The organism is Winogradskyella aquimaris (genome assembly GCF_042676105.1).
In the GTDB taxonomy this organism is placed as follows: domain Bacteria; phylum Bacteroidota; class Bacteroidia; order Flavobacteriales; family Flavobacteriaceae; genus Winogradskyella; species Winogradskyella aquimaris.
Genome location: NZ_JBHTJQ010000010.1, coordinates 121,606 through 145,945, shown reverse-complemented (window position 1 = coordinate 145,945; position 24,340 = coordinate 121,606). Strand labels below are relative to the sequence as shown.

The window sequence follows — 24,340 nt, the reverse complement described above, 5'->3', positions numbered from 1 at the left end:
TTCATAGTGTCATCATCAGACTAAAATAAAGATTGCAATACCAATGAAAACAATTACCTGAAGCCACTTAAAAACACTTCCAGAGTTTCTATGCTTCAATGTGTAGGATTTAATTTGCCCTGCCAATAGGGCAATCGCAGAAAATATAAGAAATGAGACTAACATAAAAATACCTCCCAAAATATAAAACTGCCAAACTGTACTCATTGTATCGCTAAACAGAAATCCAGGAAAAAATGCCAAGAAGAAGATTGTCACTTTCGGATTTAAAACATTCATAAAGAATCCTTGTACGAATAGAGCTTTTAAACTTTTCTTTGGTGCAATCTCTTCATTGAAATCTAATTGGGAATTCGACCTATAAACCTTGTAAGCCAAATACAATAAATACAAAGCACCCAATACTTTAATGCCAAAAAACAAATGTTCGTTGGCTTTTATAATGGCAGAAACTCCAAACGCCAATAATGTGGTATGCACAATACAACCAGTTATTAAACCGCACACCGTAGCCAAACCAAAAGCTTTTCCATTGCTAATACTCTGAACTAGAACATAAATATTATCAGGTCCTGGGGATATCGCCAAAACTGATGTAGCTAGTGCAAATGATATTAGGGTCTCTATATTCAATACCTATGAAGTCTTGTTAAGGAGTGCCTTATTAATGGACTTAATCAACTTGGGTCCTTCATAAATAAAGCCAGTATATATTTGTATCAGATCTGCACCAGCATCTAACTTCTCCAACGCATCTTGGGCTGAGTTTATACCGCCTACACCAATAATCGGAAAGGCTTTATTGCTTTTTTGAGCCAGATATTTGATGACTTCTGTAGAACGCGACGTTAAGGGTTTACCACTTAAACCACCCACTTCATCCTTATTGGCGCTTTGTAATCCTTTGCGGGAAATAGTAGTGTTTGTAGCAATAACACCGTCAATTTTAGTCTCTTTTACAATAGCTATAATATCATCTAGTTGTTCGTTAGTAAGGTCTGGAGCTATTTTAAGTAAAATAGGTTTAGATTTTGCTTTCTGAAAATTTAAAACCTGTAATGCTTTTAGCAACTCTGTCAATGGCTCTTTATTCTGCAGAGCTCTTAAGTTTGGTGTATTTGGTGAGCTAACATTGACCACAAAATAATCTACATAATCAAAAAGTGCATTAAAACAGATTTTATAATCGTCTACGGCATTTTCATTTGGGGTGATTTTATTTTTTCCAATGTTTCCGCCAATCAAAACACCTTTGTTGTTCTTTAATCGTTTCACCGCTTCTTCTACTCCACCATTATTAAAACCCATTCGGTTTATAATCGCTGAATCTTCTTTTAATCTAAACAACCGCTTTTTAGGATTTCCATCTTGTGGTTTTGGTGTTAGGGTACCAATTTCAATAAATCCAAAACCAAAATTAGACAGTTCATTGTAGAGTTTGGCGTCCTTATCAAAACCAGCTGCCAAGCCTACTGGATTTTTAAATGTTAAACCAAACAACGGACGCTCAAGACGCTTATCCTCAATTAAATACAGCGATCTAAATAAACGTTTACAACCTGGTATTTTTGAAATGGTTCTTATTAAGGCAAATGTAAAATGGTGTACTTTTTCTGGATCAAAACAGAAAAGAATGGGTCTTATTATAGCTTTATACATGGAAAGAAATTTGCTTTACAAAAATAAGAATCTAAAACCTTTTACGAATGCTAGGAGTCCATTAAATATTTATATAAACTGTCAATTATCATTATTTTTAATCAATCAAATTCTTAACTTTGAGCAATAACTAATTAAAAAACGATCATGAAAAAAATCATAATTCCTGTAGATTTCTCACAACATTCTGAATACGCCCTCGAAACCGGAGCAGCACTAGCTAAAAAGTATAATGCCGAACTTATTGTAATGCACATGTTAGAGCTTTCTGAATCTATTTTTTCCACTTCTGGAAATGAAAAAAATGAGGAAACTATTTTTATGCTTATGGTAGCCAACAAGGAGTTCGAAAAATTCTTAGATAAACCGTACTTGGAGGGTGTATCTGTTACTCCAGTAATTAAGCATCATAAAGTTCTAAAAGAAGTATCGGAAGTAGCGAGTCAGGAAAAAGCTGACCTTATTGTTATGGGGTCAAGGGGACATAGTGACCATGACGGCGTGTTTACAGGCTCTAATACCGAAAAGGTAGTACGCTATAGTGATACTCCTGTATTAGTAGTAAAAACCAAACCAAATTCCGTACACTATAAAAACGTTGTTCTAGGTTGTGATTTTAACGAAGAGAGCATTTCTGCTGTGAAAAACGCTTTAGAAACACTTAACGAGTTAGCTGATAAAGTAACTTTACTACATGTTAATCTTCCGAACTTGAGTTTTTTAAGTACAGATGAAATCAATGATAAAGTATCGGACTTTATTAAACTTTCCAAACTTAACGAAAGTGATTTAAATATTGCATATACGGCCGATCATATGGTAGAAGATGGTGTGTTGAACTATGCCAGAAGAGAAGACGCTGATGCAGTTTCAATAATTACCCATGGTAGAACTGGTTTAAGTCATTTCTTCGGTGGCAGTATTTCAGAAGACTTGGTAAACCACTCTAAATTACCCGTAATTACATTTAAGCTTTAATCCTAAACAAGACTAAGAACCTATGCAACATATCATAGATCGCTTTATTAGTTATGTCACTATAGATACTGAGTCCGATCCCAATTCTGAAAGTACACCAAGTACCGAAAAACAATGGGACTTGGCCAAAAAGCTTGCAGAAGAACTAAAATCTATTGGGATGAGTGATGTTACCATAGATGAAAATGCGTATATCATGGCAACACTGCCTAGTAATGTAGATTATGATGTTCCTACCATCGGGTTTATTTCGCATTTTGATACATCTCCGGATTTCACAGGCGCTAATGTAAAACCTCAAATAGTAGAAAATTATGATGGTAAGGACATCGTTCTAAATGGTAAGGAAAACATTATTTTATCACCAGATTATTTTGAAGACCTCTTACTGTACAAAGGCCAAACTTTAATTACCACAGATGGTACAACCCTATTGGGTGCAGATGATAAAGCTGGCATTACAGAAATTATAACTGCTATGGAATACCTTATTAATCATCCCGAAATTAAACACGGAACGATTAAGGTTGGCTTTACACCAGACGAAGAGATTGGTAGAGGCGCCCATAAATTTGATGTTGAAAAATTTGGTGCTGACTGGGCATACACCATGGATGGTAGTCAGATTGGAGAATTAGAATACGAGAATTTTAATGCAGCTGGCGCAAAAATTAAAGTGAAAGGAAAGATTGTGCATCCTGGATATGCCAAAGGGAAAATGATAAATTCAATGTACTATGCAACAGAATTCATCAACGCTTTACCAAGGTTAGAAACCCCTGAGCATACTGAAGGTTATGAAGGATTTTTTCATTTACACAGACTAGATGGCAAGGTCGAAGAAACTGTATTGCAGTATATCATTAGAGATCATGATAAAGATAAGTTTGAAGCACGAAAAGCTTTGATGAAAAAAATAGTGTTTGACTTAAACACCAAATTTGAAGCTGAAATTTTTGAGATTGAAATTAAAGACCAATACTACAATATGAAAGAAAAGGTAGAACCTGTAAAGCACATTGTAGATATTGCGGAAGAAGCGATGAAATCTTTGGGTATTAAACCATTGATTAAGCCTATACGTGGTGGTACCGACGGTTCACAATTATCCTATATGGGCTTACCTTGTCCTAATATTTTTGCAGGTGGTCATAACTTTCATGGCCGTTACGAATATGTGCCTGTTGAAAGCATGCAAAAAGCGGTAGAAGTGATCTGTAAGATTGCTGAGCTAACGGCTAAAAGAAGTCATAACTCTTGAGATAAACATTTATAGCACTTCCTATTGATACCATAAAAAAAGCCACTTTGTAAAGTGGCTTTTTAATTTCTATCTACTGACCAATTTATTTCGTTTTGGTCGGCGCGTTTAGTTTTTTACTCATTTCCATTGAAATTGCAGAACGATCAAACTTTATTTTCCCAGCTAACGTTTCAATAACACAGCTGTTATCCTTTTCGTTTAATTCTACAACCTTGCCATGCATTCCGCTCTTGGTGATGATACGATCACCGCGCTTTAACTCACTAGCAAATTTTTTCTCTTGTTTTGCACGTTTCATTTGTGGTGCTATCATAAAGAAATACATCACTGCGAAAATGGCAATAAATGGTAAAAATGAACTTAATCCTTCCATATTAAATCTTAGTCGTGATTATGTCCTTCGTGACCTGGCTGTGTTGATGTTTTGGTCGGTGAAGTCGATAACGGGTTTGTTTTTACAGCTGTATTTTGAGCTGCATTAGGGTTGTTTACCATAGCTGTAATCTTCACAACTTCAGTACCTTTTTCAGTGTTGGTTGTCATGGTTAAAGACTTAGACACCTTACCATTTCCTTTACCATTAAATTTTACTGTAAATTGACCTGTTTCACCTGGTGCCACTTCTTTAGTATAGTTAGAAGGAACAGTACAACCACAAGTACTTTTAATATTACTCACTACAAGCATTGATTTACCTGTATTGGTATATTTAAAAATGGTCTCTACTGGTGTACCATTTTCAATAGTTCCAAAATCGTGAACCATTTTATCTAATTCCATTACCGGGAAATTACCAGCATTGGCATCTCTTTCAGCTGCAACCGCAACATTTTCTGAATTTACTTTGCTAGCTGCATCATCTTTACAAGACGTAAAGGCTACCATACATAATGCGCTTAATCCTAATACAATCTTTTTCATTATTTATATTTTTAGTTAATACAATTGAATTTCTAGAATGCCAAAGGTAATAATTATTCCTAGCAATAAAAACTTTTAAAATAACCTTTATGTGGTTACCTAAGAAATAGGTTATAAAATATCTACATAAGGCCTCTACCTGTTTTTAAATGTAGATTGTTGGATTGATATTCCTTTACAACTTTATCCAAAATGCCATTGATAAATAAGCTACTCTTTGGTGTAGAATATTCCTTGGCGATTTCCAAATATTCATTAATGGTTACTTTGTAAGGAATAGATGGAAATTTCTGAAATTCACATAGGGCCATCTTTAATAATAGGCCATCCAAACTTGCCAAGCGTTCTGTATCCCAATTGGTTGTTCGTTTAGAAATCTCTTCTTCAAACTTAGAGTTGTTAAGAATGGTCTTTTTAAACAGGTCTTTTGCAAATTCCTTATCGTCCTCATCTTTATAAAGGTTGGGTAGTAGTTTTGTTTCTGCAGAGGTCAATTTTACTTTACCCAAAACTTTTAATAAAACGGTATTAACTACTGGGAAGTCATCTACCCAAGTTAATTTTTTGTCTTCAAAATAGTCGTACAACTTATCGTTTGGTGCAATTATTTCGGTATAAATATTTATAATGAATTTTTTATCGTACTCTAACCCATCCTCATTATTGTTCAAATAGGCTTCATAAAGTTTACTGTTTTTTATCTCTTTAAAAAGAATATCCACATATTCAAAATCGAGATCCCAAAAATTCAGCTTACGTTTGGTAATAATATCTTGCAACATGTTGTTATTACTAATAATGTTCAATAAGATATTATCCTGAAATTTAGTGTTAGGTTGCCTATCTGCATCAGAGCCTAAGAGCTTATTTTGAAGCTTTGAATTGTAATCCTTACTTTTTTTGTGCAATTCCGTAAGCAAGGCTAAAATAGAAAGATATAAATCGAACATGCTATCTAGACTGTGCATTAAAAATTTTTCGTCCTTAGTTAAATCATCACCTTCGTGACCTTTAAAAGCATACAACGATTGCATCACTTTTATTCTAATGTGTCTTCTGTTTAGCATGTGTAAGAACTGCTTTATATAGTTTACTAAAAAAGGTGAATTCCAATTTTGAAATTCACCTTGCAAAAATAGTATTATTTAAGTCGAAAAAAAATTATTTAGAATTTTCTCTTTTTCGTGTTGCGATGCGCTCTCGGGCAATATTTAATGCCGCTGTATGCGTGGTAATATTATTTATTTTGGCGTGGTCCAATATCTCTAATGTTGTATTGTAGATATTTTCGGTCTTACGCATTATCTCTTGTCTATCATAGTTCTCTAACTCTGCGTACACATTAATGATACCGCCAGCATTAATCAAGAAATCGGGTGCATAAACAATACCCTTTTCCTGTAAGACTCTACCATGCTTATTTTCTTCAGCCAACTGATTGTTTGCAGCACCTGCGACTATTTTAGCTTGTAACCTTTCAATCGTATCATCGTTAATCGTGGCACCTAGCGCACATGGTGCATAGATATCCATAGGCTCACTGTAAATATCCTGACCACCATATATAGTCACATCATATTTAGAACGGATTTCCTCTAAACGTTCCTGATTTATATCTGCAATAGTAACTTTAGCTCCTTCATTTACTAAATGTTCTACTAAAGCTTCACCAACATGACCTATTCCTTGAACGTAAACTGATTTATCTTCGAGTACATCAGAACCAAATTTAAACTTTGCAGCTGCTTTCATGCCCATAAACACACCATAAGCAGTGATTGGCGAAGGGTTACCGGCACCACCTTTACTTTCTGAAATTCCGGTAACATAAGGAGTTACTTCCCTTACCGTATCCATGTCTTCAGTAGTCATCCCAACGTCTTCCGCTGTGATGTACTTACCACTTAAGGAATGAACAAATTCGCCAAAACGACGCATGAGTTCAGGTGTTTTTTGCGTTTTAGCATCACCTATAATTACCGCTTTTCCACCACCTAAGTTTAATCCCGTTATGGCCGATTTAAACGTCATACCTCGAGATAAACGGAGTACATCATTTAAAGCTTCCCATTCGTTGTTATAGTTCCACATTCTAGTACCACCCAGCGCAGGACCCAAAACTGTATTATGTATACCTATTATAGCTTTTAAACCAGTATCTTTGTCGTTGCAGAACACAATTTGCTCATGATCGTCAAATGATACTTGGCCAAATACAGGATCTGCTTTTGCAAGTTCCTTGGAACTTATTAATTCTGAAGTCATTCTTGATTTAGATTTAAGGCTGTTTGAATATTATTTAAAAACAGCGTGCAAAAATAAATTATAAATGGAGGATTAGCAAAATATTAACGTCAAAATCAGATTATCATAATACTTTTGACTGACCAAATGCAACATGAAGGCACTTAAACATCTTAATAAATATTTTTTTAAATACCGATACCGCTTAATTATTGGTGTGATCATTACCATTGTAGCCAAAATATTTGTTCTGTTTACACCGCGCTTTGTTGGTGATTCCATCAATATTATTTCAGACCGCTTAGACGGTAAAATTTCATATGAGATTTTTAAAACAGGACTTATCACCAATATTTTATTCATCATTGGTGCAGCAGTATTTGCAGGTCTCTTAACGTTTTTAATGCGTCAAACCATTATCAATGTCTCAAGATATATTGAATACGATCTTAAAAATGAAATTTACCAACACTACCAAGTTTTGTCCTTAAACTTTTATAAATCTAACCGTACTGGTGACCTCATGAATCGTATTAGTGAAGATGTTGGTAAGGTAAGAATGTATGTAGGTCCTGCGTTGATGTATACCATAAATACCATAACCTTGTTTACGGTGGCTATCATCTACATGATTAATACCGCGCCAAAGCTCACAATGTACACCCTAATACCTCTACCCATTTTATCGGTTTCAATTTATAAGCTCAGTAGACTTATCAATAAGCGCAGTACTATTGTACAGCAGTCTCTTTCTACCCTATCTACTTATGCACAAGAAACTTTCAGTGGTATTTCTGTAATAAAGTCTTATGGTATTGAACCGAAGACCAATCTCGAATTTGATGGACTTTCAGTTGAAAATCGACAAAAGCAAATCGATCTCACAAAGGTTCAAGCCCTTTTCTTTCCACTTATGATTTTACTAATTGGTATTAGTAACCTTATCGTAATCTATGTGGGCGGTATGCAGTATATGAATGGCGAAATAGAACACATCGGTACCATTGCAGAATTTATCATTTACGTCAATATGCTCACATGGCCTGTCGCTACTGTTGGTTGGGTAACGTCTTTAGTTCAACAGGCCGAAGCGTCTCAAGAACGAATTAATGAATTTTTAAAGACTGAACCCGAAATTAAAAATACAGTAAACGAATCCACCCCAATTAAGGGTGATATTGAATTTAAAAATGTATCATTTGTTTATCCGGACACGAACATAGAAGCCTTAAAAAATGTTAGTTTTACCTTAAAATCAGGTGAAACTTTAGCCATACTAGGTAAAACAGGTTCTGGTAAGTCTACAATCTTAGATCTTATTGGCAGATTATACGACGTGCAAGATGGCGACATTTTAATTGATGATAAAACCATATCAATGCTTAATTTATACAGTCTTAGGAACAGTATTGGATATGTACCGCAAGACGCCTTCTTGTTTTCAGACACCATAAAAAACAATATAAAATTTGGAAAAGAAGACGCAACAGACCAAGAAGTTATCGAAGCTGCTAAAGATGCCAAAGTTCATAAAAACATTATAGAGTTTAGTAAAGGCTACGACACGGTTCTGGGCGAACGAGGCATAACCCTATCTGGTGGACAAAAGCAGCGTGTATCAATTGCTAGGGCTATAATCAAAAAACCTGAAATACTCTTATTTGATGACTGCCTTTCTGCAGTGGACACCGAAACTGAAGAAAAAATCCTGAAAAATCTTATAAAGCTTACAAAGGACAAAACAACGATTATTGTTAGCCATCGTGTGTCTTCAGCTAAAAATGCCAATCACATAATTGTCCTTGAAGATGGTAAGGTTATTCAGTCTGGTGATCACGAAAGCCTCATTAATGTTGAAGGATATTACAAAGAGCTTTATACAAAACAACTCTCCGAAAAAGAAATACAATAATTTATTTGTTAGTTTGCTTTTTTTTTAGATTTTTGATTTGAAATTAAAAAAAAGACTTGATTTATGAGCGATTATGAAATGTCGGATAAAGAAGAAATTTATTCTAAAGTATTACGCGCAGGAAGACGAACTTATTTCTTTGACGTTAGAGCAACAAAAGCTGGAGATTATTACCTAACCATTACCGAAAGTAAAAAATTTACAAACGACGACGGTTCTTACCACTACAAGAAGCACAAAATATACCTATACAAAGAAGATTTTTCTGAATTCAGGGATATTTTAGCAGAAATGACCGATTACATCATCAATGAAAAAGGTGAAGAAGTCATAAGCGAACGTCATCAAAGAGATTTTAAGCCAGAGGATGATTTTGTTGCCCAAGAAGCTAAAACGTCTAGTGATTCTAAAGGATTAGATAGCTTTACGGATGTAAGTTTCGACGATATTTAATAGAATATTTAAATACATTACAACAAAAAACCGTTACTTGTCGTAACGGTTTTAATTTTTATATCAGTGCAATAATCAAGCCACCTGTGATCCGTTTTTTACCTTTCTTTCAGGATGCAATAAAAACACATCGTTGGCTTTTACAGCACCTATTACCAGACATTCACTCATAAAATTGGCAATTTGTTTTTTCGGAAAATTAATCACAGCTATAATCTGACGATTTTTCAGGTCTTCTTTTTTATACTGTGTCGTAATTTGTGCAGAGGATGTTTTTATGCCTAGTTCACCAAAATCTATGGTCAACTGATAAGCAGGCTTATTAGCATTTGGAAAATCATTGACTTCTATAATCGTTCCCACTCTTAAATCGACTTTTGTAAAGTCTTCAAATGTTATTATATTATCCATAGTATAAAATTAGTAAAACTTATAATAAAGCATGGCTCTAACACCTTCAAATATGTTGCCTTTAGGCACAAAGGCTCCTGATTTTAGTCTTATAGATACAAAAGACAACCAATTAAAATCATTAAACGAACTTAAAGGCGAGGTTGGTACATTGGTTATGTTCATATGTAACCACTGCCCTTTTGTAATTCATGTCAATGCTGAATTAGTAAAACTAGCAAATGACTTTAAACCTAAAGGTATTAACTGTATAGCGATATCTAGCAATGATGTAGACAACTATCCGCAAGATGGTCCTGATAAGATGAAAACTCATGCAGAAGAAAATCATTACCCATTCCCCTATTTGTATGATGAAACACAAGACATTGCAAAAGCTTACGATGCTGCTTGTACACCCGATTTCTTCTTGTTTGACAGGGATTTAAAATTGGTGTATGCCGGACAATTAGACGACTCAAGGCCTGGAAATGACATTCCTGTTACAGGTAAAGATTTAAGAGCTGCAATGAAGGCTTTATTGAATAACGAAGCTATTGATCCAAACCAAAAGCCTAGTATGGGCTGTAATATTAAGTGGAAGTGAATCTTAAAATAGAAACTGAACGCCTCTATCTTAGACTAATCAACCAAGATGACGATAAAAACTTCTTTGAATTGGATTCTAATCCAAAAGTACATGCGTTTTTAGGTAACAACCCAGTGACCTTCATAGAGCAATCTAGAGGGTATATTAAAAGTGTTTTAGAACAATACAAAGCTTATGGTATCGGTCGTTTAGCCATCATAAAGAAAGGCACCGAAGAATTTGTGGGTTGGTCTGGACTAAAACTTGAACGTAACGTTCGGGCTTTTGATTCTTATGATTTAGGTTACCGCCTTAAAGAAGAATTTTGGGGACATGGATATGCCACTGAAGCTGCAAGGGCATCTTTAGATTATGGTTTCAAGGACTTAAGACTTAAGGAAATTTGTGCTGCGGCACATTCCGAACATAGGGCTTCCAATAAGATTCTAAAGAACATAGGCTTAAAACCTGCTGGTACATTCTCCTATGAAAATATACATTGCAATTGGTATACCTTAAAAAATCCAATGCTCTAAATATTAAAAAACCCCTTTTTGCAAAGGGGTTTTCTGTAATCAATCAAAAATTTATCTAAACCATATAATGAATTTATTGTTCTCTTAATTTAAAGTTAATAGGTATACTGTAAGGAACACCAACTGGTTTATTACGTTGTTTACCAGGTTCCATTTGAGGTAGTAAACTTATAATACGTTGCGCTTCAGTTTCTAATAACTTGTCTGGTCCACGTGTTTGGATTTTAGCAACTTTACCATGCTTATCAATTAAGAAGAATACAAACACTCTACCTTGTATATTAAGCTCAGCTGCTGCGTCAGGATATCTAAAATGCTTTTGTAAGTGTTCCTGCATTTTTTGCTGGAAACAAGCTTTTAGCTGTTCGTTATTACCTGTACATCCAGGGAACTGAGGTACTCTTTCAATTACTGCAAAAGGCACTTCAACATCTTCCTCTACCTCTTCTACCTCTACATCCTCTACATTTATAACACGTTCTTCGATAACGTCGTCTTGTCCAATCTCGGTACTTTCTACAAAGGTCTCTTCTATTTCTTCAACATCTTCAACAACCGTTATAGCTTCTGTAACTACCGCTTTAGGTGGTGGAGGTGGTGGTGGAATATTAATGTTTGTGATAGGAATATCTTCTTCTAACTGTTCTGTTAACATTAAGATATCAATCTTAGCCGTCTCTGTTTCGTAAGTCTTATGTTCTAATCCTAAGTATGTAAGGAGTAACATTACGTTTAAGCCAACAGCAAAATATAAACTGCTGTTTCGACCTACATTGGCTCTTGGGTTCTTCTTTAGTTCCATGACGTTTAATTTTATACCATAAAGTTACCCATCATAAGACGTAATAACTATGATAAAAGTCATGTTTAACTCAAAACCAATATTTTAACATTTTACAGATTGTCAAGCTGATTATCTTTGCCGTCTTCACTAATAGTCCAAAAGAAGCCTACAAAAAAGAACTGGTCTGCTGCAGGTCTTAAAGCTCTTCGGTTAAACTGTCCATTGCTATCTGCTGTATTGGCATATTGATAACCATTAATGTTTTTAAACCCTAAAACGTTATTTACAGAAAAGTACAATATCTTTTGCTGGTCTAGCAGGTATGCCCAATTAAGACTCAAACTATTAAAGGACTTTGTGCGCTCACCTAGAAACTCGTTTGTATTGGGATTGGTATAAGGTCTTCCTGACGAAAAGCCATAACTCAAACCTACTTGGCTTTTCCAACTATCAATCCAATACTTACCAACAATAGATAAGTTATGATTAGTAGCAAATCCTGGCTGGGCAGATGTTTCAAAGTTTCTGTAGTTGCGCTCAGTATCTAAATACGAATAACTCACCCAATAATCCAGATTCTTAATACTCGTATTATCACGCCAGAACAAATCCAGGCCTTGAGCAAAACCATTACCGTTAGACGTGTAATTACTATCAAAGGAAGTGAACTCCGTATCAAATTTCACCAAGTTGGCATAATCTTTCTTGTAAACTTCTGCCCTAAAAATTTTACCGTTGTTAACGTATTGATAGTTTAAAATATAGTGTGTTGTTTTTTCTGCCTGTAAATCTTGATTAAATTTTAAAATATCGCTATTCGGGTTTTGGTAAAAGTTTCCATAGGCTAATGACATTTGTCCGTTTTTAGAGGTTTTGTAGGCTAAAGCTGCTCTAGGTGAAAAATCAAGATCGTTAAAAATTGAACTATAATCCGATCGCAGCCCTACTTTTAAGGCTAAGTCCTTTGAGAAAATTAAATCGGCTTCAGCAAAACCAGCTGTGATATTGTTATTATAACCATAAGTAACGTCCAGGATATCTTCATCAAAATTTTCATCGAACTTGGTAATAAACTGTTCTGCACCAAAGCTCAATTTGAATCGACTATTAAAACGCTTTTTTACTTTTAACTTTATATGTGCTGAATGTTCAGCGTTTTCAATAGCACTCGCCATGACACCAATTTCATTTTTTGCATAGGTATAGCTTAGTCCTGAATGTAAGGTCCAGTTATTTCCTAAGATTCCTTTGTAGGACGTATTAAGGTAAAAGTTATTGTTGCTCAACTTAAAATCCAAACCTTCGTCAAAATTGATGTCTTCTTGCGTTAATTGAAATTTGGCCGTATCAAAAGCCGCGTAGAACTTTAGCATACCATTATTTAAGCGATACCTGTAAACCGTTTCCCCTTGTGCGCCCTGGTATGGTGTTTCCCAATCATTTCTATCTTTAAAAACTGCCAAATACGGAGCGAGATTAATATACGTAGCATTAAAACTCAATGAAGAACGCTCCCACTTTTGGGTGTTTCCTACTGCAGCACCCACAGTCATTAAACCTATATCTGTTTTTTCCTGATCGGGTTCGTCAATAGTATTTAATAATAAAACACTTGATAACGCCTGACCAAACTCTGAAGAATAACCACCAGTTGAAAAGGTAATACCATCAAACAAAAAGGGAGAATAGCGTCCACGTGTTGGAATATTGTTAGTTGTGGGCGAGTACGGTGTAAAAACCCTTATACCATCAATAAAAATTTGGGTTTCCTCTGCATTACCACCACGAACAAATAAACGGCCATCTTCGGCCACATTAGAGGTTCCTGGCAAGGTTTGCAATGCACCAACAAAATCTCCAAGCGCACTTGCCGTGGTAACGACATCCAAAGGTTTTAATACCGAAACCTTACTATTATCGTTGGCCTCAAATGTCCCAGCACTTAAAACAACGGCATCTAAAGATTCTACATCTTCCCTAAGCATAACCTTAAGGTTAACAAATTTTGAAACCTCATCTACAACTGTTTTGGTTTCGTAAGACAAAAAGGAAATGACCAGAGCTTGTGTTCCAGTTTCTGAAGTGGTAAACGAAAATTGGCCATCTCCATTTGAAGTGGCTCCATCATAGGTACCATCTAAATAGATATTAGCGCCTTCGATTGGACTATTTTTCTGGTCTACAACTTTACCTGAGATGGTGGTTTGTGAATAGCTTAGGCTACCAAAACATAAAACTAAGACTATAATTAACTTGTTCATTTTTTTGATTGATTTGATTTGATGGCACAAACTTCAATCATTTACAGTACTAACTAAATTCTATTTTACTGAGTTGTAATTTTTAAAGGACGAATTGAATATTTTTATTTAATTTCAACCTATGAAACTAACCAACACTGAAAAGCAATTCAGTATCCTTTTTTTTGTGATAGTACTTTTTGAAATCCTTACAGGAAGTACAGATAGCTTAAAACTGGCCCATTATATAGCCAAACCAGCTATTGTGACCAGTTTGATATTTTTATTTGTCAAAACCTCTGGTAGTCTTACTAATAGCATTAGAAGAATAACACTTTTGGCTTTAGGTTCTTCAGTTCTGGGAGATATCCTTTTAATGTTTGTGGATACATCGACACATTTTTTTACTGTTGGGCTTGTGGCTTTCCTATTGGCTCATATTATGTACATTTTGGTCTTCTTAAGACATAGAAATAAACAAAAATCTGCTATAGGTTTTGTAATGCTCTTGTTACTCTATGCGGTAGGATTATTTTACCTCTTACAGGATGGATTAGGCAATATGCTTATTCCTGTTGTCATATATATGATTGTTATTTTAAGCATGACAACAACAGCATTTCTCAGAAAAGGTATGGTAAATACCTTGAGTTATAATCTTGTTTTTCTCGGTGCCATTCTCTTTATGGTATCCGATAGTATTCTAGCCCTTAACAAGTTTTACCAGCCCATTCCACTTTCAGAGATAAGCATTATGTTGACATATGCTGCGGCTCAATTTCTAATCATTTTAGGAATTTTAAAAATTACTGTAACAAATCCTAAGATATAACTACTTATAGGTAACTAACCAAATTCATCAATTGAACAAAGAACTTGAACATAGTTTTGTAGAGCAATTGCAAAAGCATCAAAACATTGTACATAAGGTATGCCGTTTGTATACCAACAATGCAGATGCGCATAACGACTTGTTTCAGGAAATAACCATACAATTATGGAAAGCCTATCCTAAATTTAGGGGTGACTCTAAGTTTAGTACTTGGATGTATCGTGTAGGTCTTAATACAGCGATTACACTGTACCGAAAATCTAAACGACGAATAGACACCCAAGCTTTTGATAATGTAGAATTTAAGATTAAGGCAGAAGCATATGATGATACCGAAGAGCAACAACTAAAGCAACTTTATAAAGCGGTACATCAGCTAAACGATATTGAAAAAGCGCTGGTTTTCTTATATCTAGAAGATAAAGATTATAGGGAAATTAGTGAGACACTTGGTATTACGGAAGTGAATGCAAGAGTGAAAATGAACCGAGTGAAGAAGAAATTAAAAACAATATTAAATCCGTAACCCTATGGATGAATTAGAATTATTAAAGAAGAACTGGAATAAAACCTCGGACGAATTCAAGAACTATTCGGATACAGATATTTATCCCATGTTGCACAAGAAATCGTCTTCAATTGTAAAAACCTTGTTTTACATAAGTGTCGCAGAGTTGTTGTTTTGGTTACTTATAAGCTATCTGCCTTATGTATTTTCGGATAAAATGAAGGCGCGTTTGGAGACCAGCTATGAAAACCCCCTCTTTACAGCTTTAACTATTTTAGGTTTTGTGGTAATCGGAGTATTTGTTTATCTATTATATAAGTCACATAAATCAATATCTACAACCGATAGTGCTAAAAAATTAATGGAAAGCATTTTAAGAACCCGAAAGGTCATAAAGTATTATGTGCTCTATAATCTGGTTATGATTTTTATTTCCATACCACTGTCATTGCTCTTTGAATTTAACCAAAATATGGAATTTCACGATCAAGTTGCCGCTTTCGATTCAACTCAAATGACAGTCCTTGTTGTTATAACCATGATAGTTACAGCTGTTTTTCTAGGAATAATTTGGTTATTCTACAGGCTACTATATGGTATATTATTGAAGCGCCTCAACAAAAACTATGACGAGCTTAAAAAGTTAGAAGTTTAGTTATTAGATGTAAGTCTAAGTACATTGAGGTTATCCTAAGACTACCAATCACGCAGCTTATTTAGGCGTTCCTTCTCTTCTAATTCTTCTTGAGGTATCACCTTTAAGAACGATGGATGTTGCTCAATGGCATACTCAATCTTTTCGACGATTTCTGCAATGGATTCATTATCGTAATCAATCTCTAAAGGCTGTTTTATTTCAAAGGACTGGTATATATTTTTTTTCTTTATACGTAATCCCTTTTTGTCAAACGAACGTCTAAATCCATCTATAACAATAGGAACAACAATGGGCTTGTATTGTTTTATGATATGGGCTGTACCCTTTCTTATAGGCTTAAAAGGAGTCGTAGTTCCTTGCGGAAATGTTACCACCCAACCATCATCCAACGCTTTCTTAATATTGGTGATGTCGCTCATTTTTACCTGGCGGTTCACTTCTTTACCTTCTGCCCTCCATGTGCGTTCTATACTAATGGAACCCGTGTAGGCAAAAATCTTTGGAATTAAACCTGATTTCATGGTTTCCTTAGCAGCCACATAATACATATTTAATTTAGGGTTCCATAAGTAACCCACATTTTTTATGCTATCTAGACGACCACTGAGGCTGGCGTTAAACACATGAAACATGGCTATAACGTCTGCGAAATAAGTTTGGTGGTTAGAAATAAACAACACATTGGTCTCTGGTAGGTTCTTAATAATTTCTGAACCTTCAATTTGTAATTCATTAAAACCTCTAAAACGTCTGTGTGTTAGAAGGCCTAAAATTCTTATCAACCACTTCTTAACCCAAAGTATATGTCCGAAAGGATTCTTTTTAAATAATCCCATTATTTGTAATTAGTGTTAGTTGGTCACAAAATTAACAATTATGAAACGTTATAAAACCTGTTTTAACAAGTCTTTTATTTCTCCAAGCATCATAGCGGTCGCTCCCCAAACAATATGCCCATTTAATTTAAAGGCTGGTACATCTACCCTTACATTAAATGATGTAGGGACGTTGGTCGTAATCACATTACGTTCATCCAAAAAATCCATCAGTTGTACTTCCAGGATATCCTCCACTTCTTCATCCTGCTTTATAAATTTAGGTGTGTCATCGATAAGACCTAAATAAGGATGCACCATAAAATTACTTGGAGGAATATATAAGGGTGATATGGTTTTAATCACATTAACCGTATCCCTAGGTACACCGACCTCCTCTTCAGTTTCACGCAGAGCGGTGACCATTAAGTTTTCATCGGTATCTTCATACTTTCCACCAGGAAACCCAACCTGGTTAGAATGTACACCTTTGTAAGTCTTCCTTAAGATTAATACCAAGTGGGTTTCTGCTCGTTTATCCGGATAAAAAAGTGCCATCACACCAGCGGTCTTAGCATTTTTAGCCTTTTCTTTCATACGTTTGGCCAATTCTAATCGGTAAGGTGGAGACATTTTGGCATGCGATTGTTCGCCAAAAAGCTCTAGATTCTTTATTTTTACTACAGATTCAGAAAACGTATTAAAGTGCATTTATGAGATTTCAATTGGTATTGATGATCCTTCTTCTTTTATGGAGCTGTGAAGATAAACAAACTTCAAAAAATTCTAAAACAACGGTCACAAAAGATACGGTAACAACAATAGAAAAACCGGCACCCAAAAAGAAAACAAAGAAAACTTCGGAATTCCCTATCCTGACGGATGCCAATGCTATGGAGTTCTTTTTAGAATACGACAAAGAACACAAAGAAGATAAAGTAAGAGTGACTACCGATTTTGGAACCTTTGATATTCTGCTGTACGACAAGACCAAATTTCATCGTGCTAATTTTATCTACCTCACCAAACGCCAATATTTTAATGGCACGCAATTCTATAGAGTGATTAAGGATTTTGTGGTACAAGGCGGTAGTAGTGATGGGCTGGACCTCTACAAAAAACGACGCAAAATAGGACATTACCTATTACCGCCAGACACCAAACGTGGCTACACTCATCAACGCGGTTCGGTCTCAATGCCGAGTAGCGAAATTGAAAATGCCTATAAACTAGCGTCGCCTTTCCAGTTTTTTATTGTAATGAATAGAGAACGCGCCAAACATCTTGATGGTGATTACACCGTTTTTGGTGAAGTCATTAGAGGTATGGATGTGGTCGATAAAATCAACTCAGTTAAAACTGACGAAGGAGATTGGCCACTAAATAATGTTTACATCAGAAAGGTGGAAATTATAGAATAATTAAGATTTCCTAAATGTCATTTTCATTATCTTGTTTCTCTAAAATTAATATAACTAAACAATGATTTCTAAAGCATTTAAAGCTACCGTTTTAGGTAGTATTATCTTATTTTCAAACTGTAAAGAAGAACAAAAAACAGATCAACAATCCATGACGGAAAATATCCTATTACAAGAGTGGACAGGACCTTACCAAGGTGTACCTGCTTTTGACCAAATGAATGTTGCCGATGTAAAAGAGGCTGTTGAAAAAGGTATGGAACTACAACTTCAGGAAATTGATGCCATTGCCAATAATACTGAAGCTCCAACTTTTGAGAATACCATTGTTGCTATGGAAAGCGCAGGCAAAACCTTAGATCGTGTATTTACCTATTACGGTATTTTATCCAGCAATAGGTCTACCCCAGAATTTAGAGCGGTTCAGGCCGAATTAGCCCCAAAACTTTCTGAATTCCGTTCTAAGATTTCCCAAAACGAAAAATTGTTTCAACGTATCAAAACCGTTTACGAAGCCTCACAGAACAATCCTCTTGAACCTCAAGAGCAACGTGTTGTAGAGCTGACCTATAAGCAATTTGAAATGAATGGTGCTAACCTTGATGCCGAAAAGAAAAAACGCTATGCCGAAATCAACAAAGAACTTTCAACCTTATACACTCAATTTTCCAACAATGTGTTGCACGATGAGGAAAACTATGTAACCTATCTAACCAAAGACCAACTTGGTGGTTTGTCTGATGGTTTTATAAAATCGGCCGCAAAGATTGCCTCCGATAAAGGCAAAGATGGCATGTATGCCATAACCAACACGCGCTCTTCCATGGATCCGTTCCTAACCTACTCTACTGAGCGCGAATTGCGCAAACAAGTGTGGGAAAACTACTATTCTAGAGGTGACAATGGCGACGAATACGATAATAACCAAATCATTGCCCAAATTCTAAGATTGCGCAAAGAACGTGTCGGATTGTTAGGTTACGACAATTACGCACAATGGAGACTACAAGACCGAATGGCTAAAAATCCTGAAAATGCCATGGATTTAATGCTTAAGGTATGGCCTGCAGCAACGGCAAGAGTTAAGGAAGAAGTGGCAGACATGCAGGCTGTTGCTAATGAGCTTGGTGATGACATTACTATAGAACCTTGGGATTACCGTTACTATGCCGAAAAAGTGCGAAAAAAGAAGTACGATTTAGACAGTGATGAAGTAAAACAATACCTGCAACTTGATAAATTAACCGAAGCCATGTTCTTTGTTGCGGGAGAAATTTTCAATTATAAGTTTACACCAGTCGAAGAAGGTTCGGTTCCTGTATTTCATGAGGATGTAAAAGTTTGGGAAGTCACCGACAAAGACTCTGGTAAACACATAGGCCTTTGGTATTTAGACCCTTATGCACGTGAAGGCAAACGCTCTGGTGCTTGGGCTACCACCTACAGAAGCTCCACAACTTTTGAAGGACCAACCAATGTCTTAGCTTCTAACAACTCCAACTTTGTAAAACCTGCACCAGGTGAAGCGGTTTTGGTCTCTTGGGATGATGCGACTACATTTTTTCATGAGTTTGGTCATGCCCTGCACTTTTTTGCAGCCGATGTAAAGTATCCGACCTTACAAGGAGGTGTTAGGGATTATACCGAGTTTCAATCGCAATTGTTAGAACGCTGGTTATCTACAGATAAGGTAATTAATCAGTTTTTGGTACACCACGAGACAGGCGAACCTATTCCTGCAGCACTGGTAGAAAAAATCAAAAATGCAGCAACGTTTAACCAAGGTTTTGGTACGACGGAGTATTTAGCCTCGGCATTAATGGATATGGAATTACACTTAGCAGACCCAACCAACATAGACATCGATACATTTGAACGTGAAACCTTAGACGAGTTAGGCATGCCAAAAGAATTGCCTATGCGCCATAGAACACCACATTTTGGCCATGTCTTTTCAGGTGAAGGTTATGCAACGGCCTATTATGGCTACATGTGGGCAGATGTGTTAACCAGCGATGCCTCTGAAGCCTTTAAGGAAGCACCAGATGGGTTTTACGATAAGGACGTTGCTGAAAAATTAGTAACCTATTTATTTGCACCGCGCAATGCCATGGATCCTGCAGAAGCCTATAGATTATTTAGAGGGCGCGATGCCAAGATTGAAGCCTTAATGCGCGATAGAGGGTTTCCAGTCCCTAAAAATTAGATTTTTATAACATCTAAAAAGCCATCAAATTTTACTTGATGGCTTTTTTTATTTATAGGCTTTGGTGTTTATTGCCTCTTAATTTTATAAATTGTAGGTATAAACATAATGGAGCTAAACGTAATACGTTTAGTCAACCGTTGTATGCAATTTGAGAAATGAACGACAGAACAATTTATACAATAAATGCCAGAGGCAATATGTTTCTCGAAATTACTAAAGAATATTTTTCTTTAGACGACAATGTTATGCACTCTGAAATCAATGGAATGTTTAACGAATTAATAAAGGTTCTTAACTCTAAAGGAATTAAGTATGAGAGCCTTAAAAGTTGTTTAATACCAAAATACGATAGAAAGGAAATAGGGTTAATTTTTGACAGCACACAAATAGAAAATGACTGGTATGGATATGAAGTGTTTACCAAGTTAATTCCATTATTTCATAAAGATAGCACTCACAGTATTTTATGTGGAGATTATATTGGTGACATTGAATTACAAAATGATTTGTTTTTTCGATTTTACAGTCAAATAAATCAAACTAATGAATTTGAATATAAACATTCAACTCAATTCTTTATAGTATATATTAATAATTTGTCTGAAAATATGTTTGACAAATTAACCTCTGACTTAAAAGGTTTCCATCCATTTATTGGATTTTTTGACTTAACAAACCAATCATTTATGAAGTCATATTTATCAACTATTTTGGCAAATAGTTTTATTAAGACCAATAAGACCATAATAATGGAACACGAAGATGACAGAGATAATTCCGAGAACATCAATTTAAAAAGCTATCCATTTGAACAATCTGGTTACAATGTAAAAAGCCTTCAAGGAATTTATTACGGAGTGTTTTTATCATATAAAATCGAGCGTGAAGTTTTTGAAGGTTTTGAATCTGATATTGACTTTTCACTAAATTCAATTAGTCCATTAGTATCCAAAATAAAGGAAATTGAAATTGAGGATAATAAATTCGATTATTTGAAAACCGTAAAAAAAGGTAAACTAAAAAAAGCTAATTTAATTTCTTATTCTAAAAATGAATTTACTGAATTAATAAAAAAGAAAATAAAGAGCAATTACATTTACAATATGACTGATTTAAAATCATTTAATATTTTCAAGTTCGACATTTTAATTGAGTTATTAAATACGCTGAATGAAATTGTAAAAATCACGATTGGATTTGAATATATTCCAAAAAAAGAAAAATTAAGATTAATAACATTATATTAAAAACTGCATACAACAATGGCTATAAGTAATTGCTTGTTCTCGCCTACTTCTGAAAATCCTCGCGGATTTTCAGCTTGGTGTGTACTTACAAAGTTAATGGCTAACCCACGCAACTACTCATAGCCCAACCGTTAGAGCACATTCAGCTGAAGCTGACTTGTGTTGCTACGTTCTTCGAACTCTCACCCCACAAGAATATGTGCTCTAACGCCCTGCTAAACCAAATTGCTTGATCATTCCTTGCCAAACACAGCTCCAGCTGACGGACTCAAGTCCTTATCGTGCCATAACAATCGCTAAAAGCAATTTGGTACTGGTTCTTGAATTCCCAATCTAATAAATTCCACAATCTATCCTTCGCTTACGCGAAGCCGATTGACGATCAATAATTAGAGAGTATAAGGAAGTTCCCTTCTCTAATTATTGATAGGGAATTTATTATCTTTCCATTCGCAAACCAGAACTGCGTTTAGCAGGGCGTTGTAGGTAATTTAAACTAACCGTGATAATACGAAAGGAAATAAAAGACGACAATGAACTTTATCTATACTTCAATGGAAAATTGATTTATAAAAGATGGTTGAATTTAGGATATGGGAAAGTTTTTGACACTCACGCTTACGGAAAATATACTGACTATAGCATTACGGATTTTGATCTTAATGAAACACCTGAAATGATTCACGTAAAGGCGAGATTAACTCTGGTTCCAACTGAACAAGGCGGAAGAAAAAATGGAATTGTAAGCGGATATCGTCCAAATCACGTTTTTGAATATCAATCAAATGGACAATTTAAATATGCATATATGGGAGATATTCAATTTGACCAAACCGAGTGTATTAAACCTGGAGAAACAAAAGAAGTTTTGGTTAGATTTCTATCAAGACAACCAATAGATGAATATATGGATATTGGGAGAAAATGGTGGATTCACGAAGGACCAAACAAAATCGGAGAAGCTGAAATAATCGGAATTGAATTCCCAAAAAGTGAATAAAAACTACCTACAACAATGTATAACCGCAATTACGGCGGATTCGACTACGTCCGAATCCACTCGGAATTGCTAGCGTCCGTGCTAAACCGAATATTAACGCATATTAACCCGTAACTGACGGTTATACGAGACCGTTGTGCTTCATTATGATCAACCAATAACCAATGATAAAATTCTTTAGAAAAATTCGCCAAAACTTACTTATGGAAAACAAAACTGGTAAGTATCTCAAGTATGCTATTGGCGAAATTCTGCTTGTAATTATTGGAATTCTAATAGCGGTATCCATTAATGGTTGGAATGAAGACCGAAAGCTAAAAAAAGCAGAGCAGTCTATTCTTAAAGACCTTAAACAAGAAATGACAATAAATCTGAAAGCTTTGGAATTCGCAATTGAGGAAAACGAAAGATCCTTTCAAACCGCAATAGAAATGAGAGCGCTTTTTAGAGACAGAGCCGCTTTTGATAAAATGTCGGATAGTCTGTTTTATGAATTAATCAGAAAATTAAATTGGAACGTTACTTATGATCCACAAAATGGGATACTTAATTCTATAATCTCTTCGGGACAAATCAATCAACTTTCTAATAAGGAACTAAAATATTTACTGGCATCTTTAAAGGAATTAACGACAGATGCTATAGAAAATACACTGAAAATTGAGGCCCAAAGAGATGATTTGATGAAATCAGCTTGGACCAATGCAATGATCATTAAAGATGGAAAAAATCTGGGTTATAATGTGAAATCAATTTATGAGCATCCGGAATTTAGATGGGCAACTAACCATCTTTTTTATTTTCAACGGCAAGATGGATTAAAAGAAGAAAATGAGCTAACAGCAACCTTAGAGCATATTATTGAACTTATTGATGAAAATATTAATAAATAACGAAAGCACTACACCGTGTATAATTAATTGCTAGTACTCGCCTACTTAAGAAAATCCTGGCGGATTTTCTATTCGGTTTGTATTTGCTAAATTATGTGCTGAAACACTCAACGAAATCATACACAAGACCATTGGTAATTAAATCAATAAGATATGGAGAAAGCACTACAAACTATGATTGACAATATGCCTGAAAAAACAGGTAAGTCACTGGCTGAATGGAAAAAGATCCTTAAAGAAAAATCCTTTGCAAAACATTCCGAAGGTGTCAAATTTCTGAAGTCTGAACATGGCGTTACTCACGGATTTGCTAACACTATTGTATCCCTATCAAAAGAAGATAACAATTCATCAGTTGACTTAGTACAAGCACAATATAAAGGCAAAGAAAGTCTTTTTCCCATTTATGAAAAACTTATAGAATATGTTAAATCACTTGGCTCGGATGTAACTATTACCCCAAAAAAAGGAAGTGTAAGCATCATTAGGAAAAGACAGTTTGTTCTCATCAAACCAGCAACCAAAACAAGAATAGACCTTGGTTTTAAGTTAAAGGACAAACCAACCACGGAGAGACTTGAAAATTCAGGCCCCTTTGGAACTATGTGTACTCACAGAGTAAGATTATCTGACAAATCAGAAATTGACAAAGAACTAAAAGAGTGGATTTCTGAAGCTTATGATAAATCCATATAAAAACTGGCCAAAAAAATGACTATAAGTCTTACTGGATTTCGACTACTTCTGAAAATTTACTAATGCACAGTTCGCTCTAGATACTTATGTC

26 protein-coding genes are annotated in these 24,340 nt (G+C 35.2%); 15 read left to right on the top strand and 11 right to left on the bottom strand.

The features are described 5' to 3' along the window. Window positions 1-15 precede the first annotated feature (15 nt). Window positions 16-633, bottom strand: a complete 618-nt coding sequence (locus tag ACFQ1K_RS08425; RefSeq protein ID WP_320555131.1) for a LysE family translocator — start codon at window positions 631-633, stop codon at window positions 16-18. A gap of 3 nt (window positions 634-636) precedes the next feature. After that, window positions 637-1,659 carry a quinone-dependent dihydroorotate dehydrogenase gene (locus tag ACFQ1K_RS08420; protein WP_320555130.1) on the bottom strand — a complete coding sequence of 341 codons (1,023 nt, stop codon included), beginning with the start codon at window positions 1,657-1,659 and terminating at the stop codon, window positions 637-639. 147 nt (window positions 1,660-1,806) lie between these two features. Here ACFQ1K_RS08420 and ACFQ1K_RS08415 point away from each other — a divergent pair, with 147 nt between their 5' ends. After that, the gene (locus ACFQ1K_RS08415) at window positions 1,807-2,637 is read left to right on the top strand and encodes a universal stress protein (RefSeq protein ID WP_320555129.1); all 831 of its coding nucleotides are present in this window, start codon (window positions 1,807-1,809) and stop codon (window positions 2,635-2,637) included. Window positions 2,638-2,659: 22 nt separating this feature from the next. After that, complete coding sequence (gene pepT / locus ACFQ1K_RS08410) at window positions 2,660-3,898, top strand: peptidase T (protein ID WP_320555128.1); 1,239 nt, start codon at window positions 2,660-2,662, stop codon at window positions 3,896-3,898. An 85-nt stretch (window positions 3,899-3,983) separates the two neighbouring features. Here the strand turns inward: pepT and yajC are convergent, their stop codons facing one another. The 4 genes from yajC to ACFQ1K_RS08390 form a co-directional block, all read right to left on the bottom strand. Further along, window positions 3,984-4,274 (bottom strand): preprotein translocase subunit YajC, encoded by a 291-nt coding sequence (gene yajC, locus ACFQ1K_RS08405; RefSeq protein WP_320555127.1) that lies wholly within the window; start codon window positions 4,272-4,274, stop codon window positions 3,984-3,986. Window positions 4,275-4,282: 8 nt separating this feature from the next. Beyond that, window positions 4,283-4,822 (bottom strand): DUF1573 domain-containing protein, encoded by a 540-nt coding sequence (locus tag ACFQ1K_RS08400; protein ID WP_320555126.1) that lies wholly within the window; start codon window positions 4,820-4,822, stop codon window positions 4,283-4,285. Between the two features lie 122 nt (window positions 4,823-4,944). Next, window positions 4,945-5,889 carry a transcription antitermination factor NusB gene (nusB, locus tag ACFQ1K_RS08395; RefSeq protein WP_320555125.1) on the bottom strand — a complete coding sequence of 315 codons (945 nt, stop codon included), beginning with the start codon at window positions 5,887-5,889 and terminating at the stop codon, window positions 4,945-4,947. Between the two features lie 94 nt (window positions 5,890-5,983). Then, window positions 5,984-7,087, bottom strand: coding sequence for a Glu/Leu/Phe/Val family dehydrogenase (locus tag ACFQ1K_RS08390; RefSeq protein ID WP_320555124.1), 1,104 nt, complete (start codon window positions 7,085-7,087; stop codon window positions 5,984-5,986). A gap of 133 nt (window positions 7,088-7,220) precedes the next feature. Here ACFQ1K_RS08390 and ACFQ1K_RS08385 point away from each other — a divergent pair, with 133 nt between their 5' ends. Then, window positions 7,221-8,978 carry an ABC transporter ATP-binding protein gene (locus ACFQ1K_RS08385; RefSeq protein WP_320555123.1) on the top strand — a complete coding sequence of 586 codons (1,758 nt, stop codon included), beginning with the start codon at window positions 7,221-7,223 and terminating at the stop codon, window positions 8,976-8,978. A gap of 63 nt (window positions 8,979-9,041) precedes the next feature. Beyond that, window positions 9,042-9,431: a PUR family DNA/RNA-binding protein gene (locus ACFQ1K_RS08380; protein ID WP_320555122.1), complete on the top strand. Its 390-nt coding sequence runs from the start codon at window positions 9,042-9,044 to the stop codon at window positions 9,429-9,431. A gap of 75 nt (window positions 9,432-9,506) precedes the next feature. On the opposite strand, the gene ACFQ1K_RS08375 is transcribed toward ACFQ1K_RS08380, so the two are convergent. Continuing rightward, window positions 9,507-9,842 (bottom strand): tRNA-binding protein, encoded by a 336-nt coding sequence (locus ACFQ1K_RS08375; RefSeq protein ID WP_320555121.1) that lies wholly within the window; start codon window positions 9,840-9,842, stop codon window positions 9,507-9,509. 31 nt (window positions 9,843-9,873) lie between these two features. Here ACFQ1K_RS08375 and ACFQ1K_RS08370 point away from each other — a divergent pair, with 31 nt between their 5' ends. Together ACFQ1K_RS08370 and ACFQ1K_RS08365 are read left to right on the top strand one after the other, a co-directional pair. Beyond that, window positions 9,874-10,428 (top strand): thioredoxin family protein, encoded by a 555-nt coding sequence (locus ACFQ1K_RS08370; RefSeq protein ID WP_320555120.1) that lies wholly within the window; start codon window positions 9,874-9,876, stop codon window positions 10,426-10,428. Further along, complete coding sequence (locus tag ACFQ1K_RS08365; protein ID WP_320555118.1) at window positions 10,425-10,946, top strand: GNAT family N-acetyltransferase; 522 nt, start codon at window positions 10,425-10,427, stop codon at window positions 10,944-10,946. The genes ACFQ1K_RS08370 and ACFQ1K_RS08365 overlap by 4 nt, the downstream gene beginning before the upstream one ends. A gap of 73 nt (window positions 10,947-11,019) precedes the next feature. Here ACFQ1K_RS08365 and ACFQ1K_RS08360 read toward each other — a convergent pair whose 3' ends face one another. Together ACFQ1K_RS08360 and ACFQ1K_RS08355 are read right to left on the bottom strand one after the other, a co-directional pair. Further along, on the bottom strand, window positions 11,020-11,748 hold the full coding sequence (locus ACFQ1K_RS08360) for an energy transducer TonB (protein WP_320555117.1): 729 nt from the start codon (window positions 11,746-11,748) through the stop codon (window positions 11,020-11,022). A 92-nt stretch (window positions 11,749-11,840) separates the two neighbouring features. Continuing rightward, a complete protein-coding gene (locus ACFQ1K_RS08355; RefSeq protein WP_320555116.1) occupies window positions 11,841-13,991 on the bottom strand; it encodes a TonB-dependent receptor in 2,151 nt (716 codons plus the stop codon). A gap of 121 nt (window positions 13,992-14,112) precedes the next feature. Between ACFQ1K_RS08355 and ACFQ1K_RS08350 the strand changes: the two genes are divergently transcribed. Genes ACFQ1K_RS08350 through ACFQ1K_RS08340 form a run of 3 tightly spaced genes read left to right on the top strand, consistent with a single transcriptional unit; the run spans window position 14,113 to window position 15,965 of the window. Further along, on the top strand, window positions 14,113-14,802 hold the full coding sequence (locus ACFQ1K_RS08350; RefSeq protein WP_320555115.1) for a lysoplasmalogenase: 690 nt from the start codon (window positions 14,113-14,115) through the stop codon (window positions 14,800-14,802). Window positions 14,803-14,833: 31 nt separating this feature from the next. Beyond that, window positions 14,834-15,328 carry an RNA polymerase sigma factor gene (locus ACFQ1K_RS08345; protein ID WP_320555113.1) on the top strand — a complete coding sequence of 165 codons (495 nt, stop codon included), beginning with the start codon at window positions 14,834-14,836 and terminating at the stop codon, window positions 15,326-15,328. 4 nt (window positions 15,329-15,332) lie between these two features. Next, window positions 15,333-15,965 carry a hypothetical protein gene (locus ACFQ1K_RS08340; protein WP_320555112.1) on the top strand — a complete coding sequence of 211 codons (633 nt, stop codon included), beginning with the start codon at window positions 15,333-15,335 and terminating at the stop codon, window positions 15,963-15,965. A gap of 41 nt (window positions 15,966-16,006) precedes the next feature. On the opposite strand, the gene ACFQ1K_RS08335 is transcribed toward ACFQ1K_RS08340, so the two are convergent. Continuing rightward, on the bottom strand, window positions 16,007-16,804 hold the full coding sequence (locus ACFQ1K_RS08335) for a lysophospholipid acyltransferase family protein (RefSeq protein ID WP_320555111.1): 798 nt from the start codon (window positions 16,802-16,804) through the stop codon (window positions 16,007-16,009). A 48-nt stretch (window positions 16,805-16,852) separates the two neighbouring features. After that, window positions 16,853-17,494: an NUDIX hydrolase gene (locus ACFQ1K_RS08330; protein ID WP_320555110.1), complete on the bottom strand. Its 642-nt coding sequence runs from the start codon at window positions 17,492-17,494 to the stop codon at window positions 16,853-16,855. 2 nt (window positions 17,495-17,496) lie between these two features. Here ACFQ1K_RS08330 and ACFQ1K_RS08325 point away from each other — a divergent pair, with 2 nt between their 5' ends. The 6 genes from ACFQ1K_RS08325 to ACFQ1K_RS08300 all read left to right on the top strand — a co-directional run bounded on the left by ACFQ1K_RS08325 (window position 17,497) and on the right by ACFQ1K_RS08300 (window position 24,249). After that, window positions 17,497-18,204 (top strand): peptidylprolyl isomerase, encoded by a 708-nt coding sequence (locus ACFQ1K_RS08325; protein WP_320555109.1) that lies wholly within the window; start codon window positions 17,497-17,499, stop codon window positions 18,202-18,204. Window positions 18,205-18,265: 61 nt separating this feature from the next. After that, window positions 18,266-20,410 carry a M3 family metallopeptidase gene (locus ACFQ1K_RS08320; RefSeq protein WP_320555108.1) on the top strand — a complete coding sequence of 715 codons (2,145 nt, stop codon included), beginning with the start codon at window positions 18,266-18,268 and terminating at the stop codon, window positions 20,408-20,410. Window positions 20,411-20,568: 158 nt separating this feature from the next. Next, on the top strand, window positions 20,569-21,660 hold the full coding sequence (locus ACFQ1K_RS08315) for a hypothetical protein (RefSeq protein WP_320555107.1): 1,092 nt from the start codon (window positions 20,569-20,571) through the stop codon (window positions 21,658-21,660). Between the two features lie 502 nt (window positions 21,661-22,162). Next, window positions 22,163-22,660, top strand: coding sequence for a hypothetical protein (locus tag ACFQ1K_RS08310; RefSeq protein WP_320556298.1), 498 nt, complete (start codon window positions 22,163-22,165; stop codon window positions 22,658-22,660). A gap of 203 nt (window positions 22,661-22,863) precedes the next feature. Beyond that, complete coding sequence (locus tag ACFQ1K_RS08305; protein ID WP_320556299.1) at window positions 22,864-23,553, top strand: DUF6090 family protein; 690 nt, start codon at window positions 22,864-22,866, stop codon at window positions 23,551-23,553. 153 nt (window positions 23,554-23,706) lie between these two features. Continuing rightward, on the top strand, window positions 23,707-24,249 hold the full coding sequence (locus ACFQ1K_RS08300) for a DUF4287 domain-containing protein (protein ID WP_320556300.1): 543 nt from the start codon (window positions 23,707-23,709) through the stop codon (window positions 24,247-24,249). The last annotated feature ends 91 nt before the right edge of the window (window positions 24,250-24,340 follow it).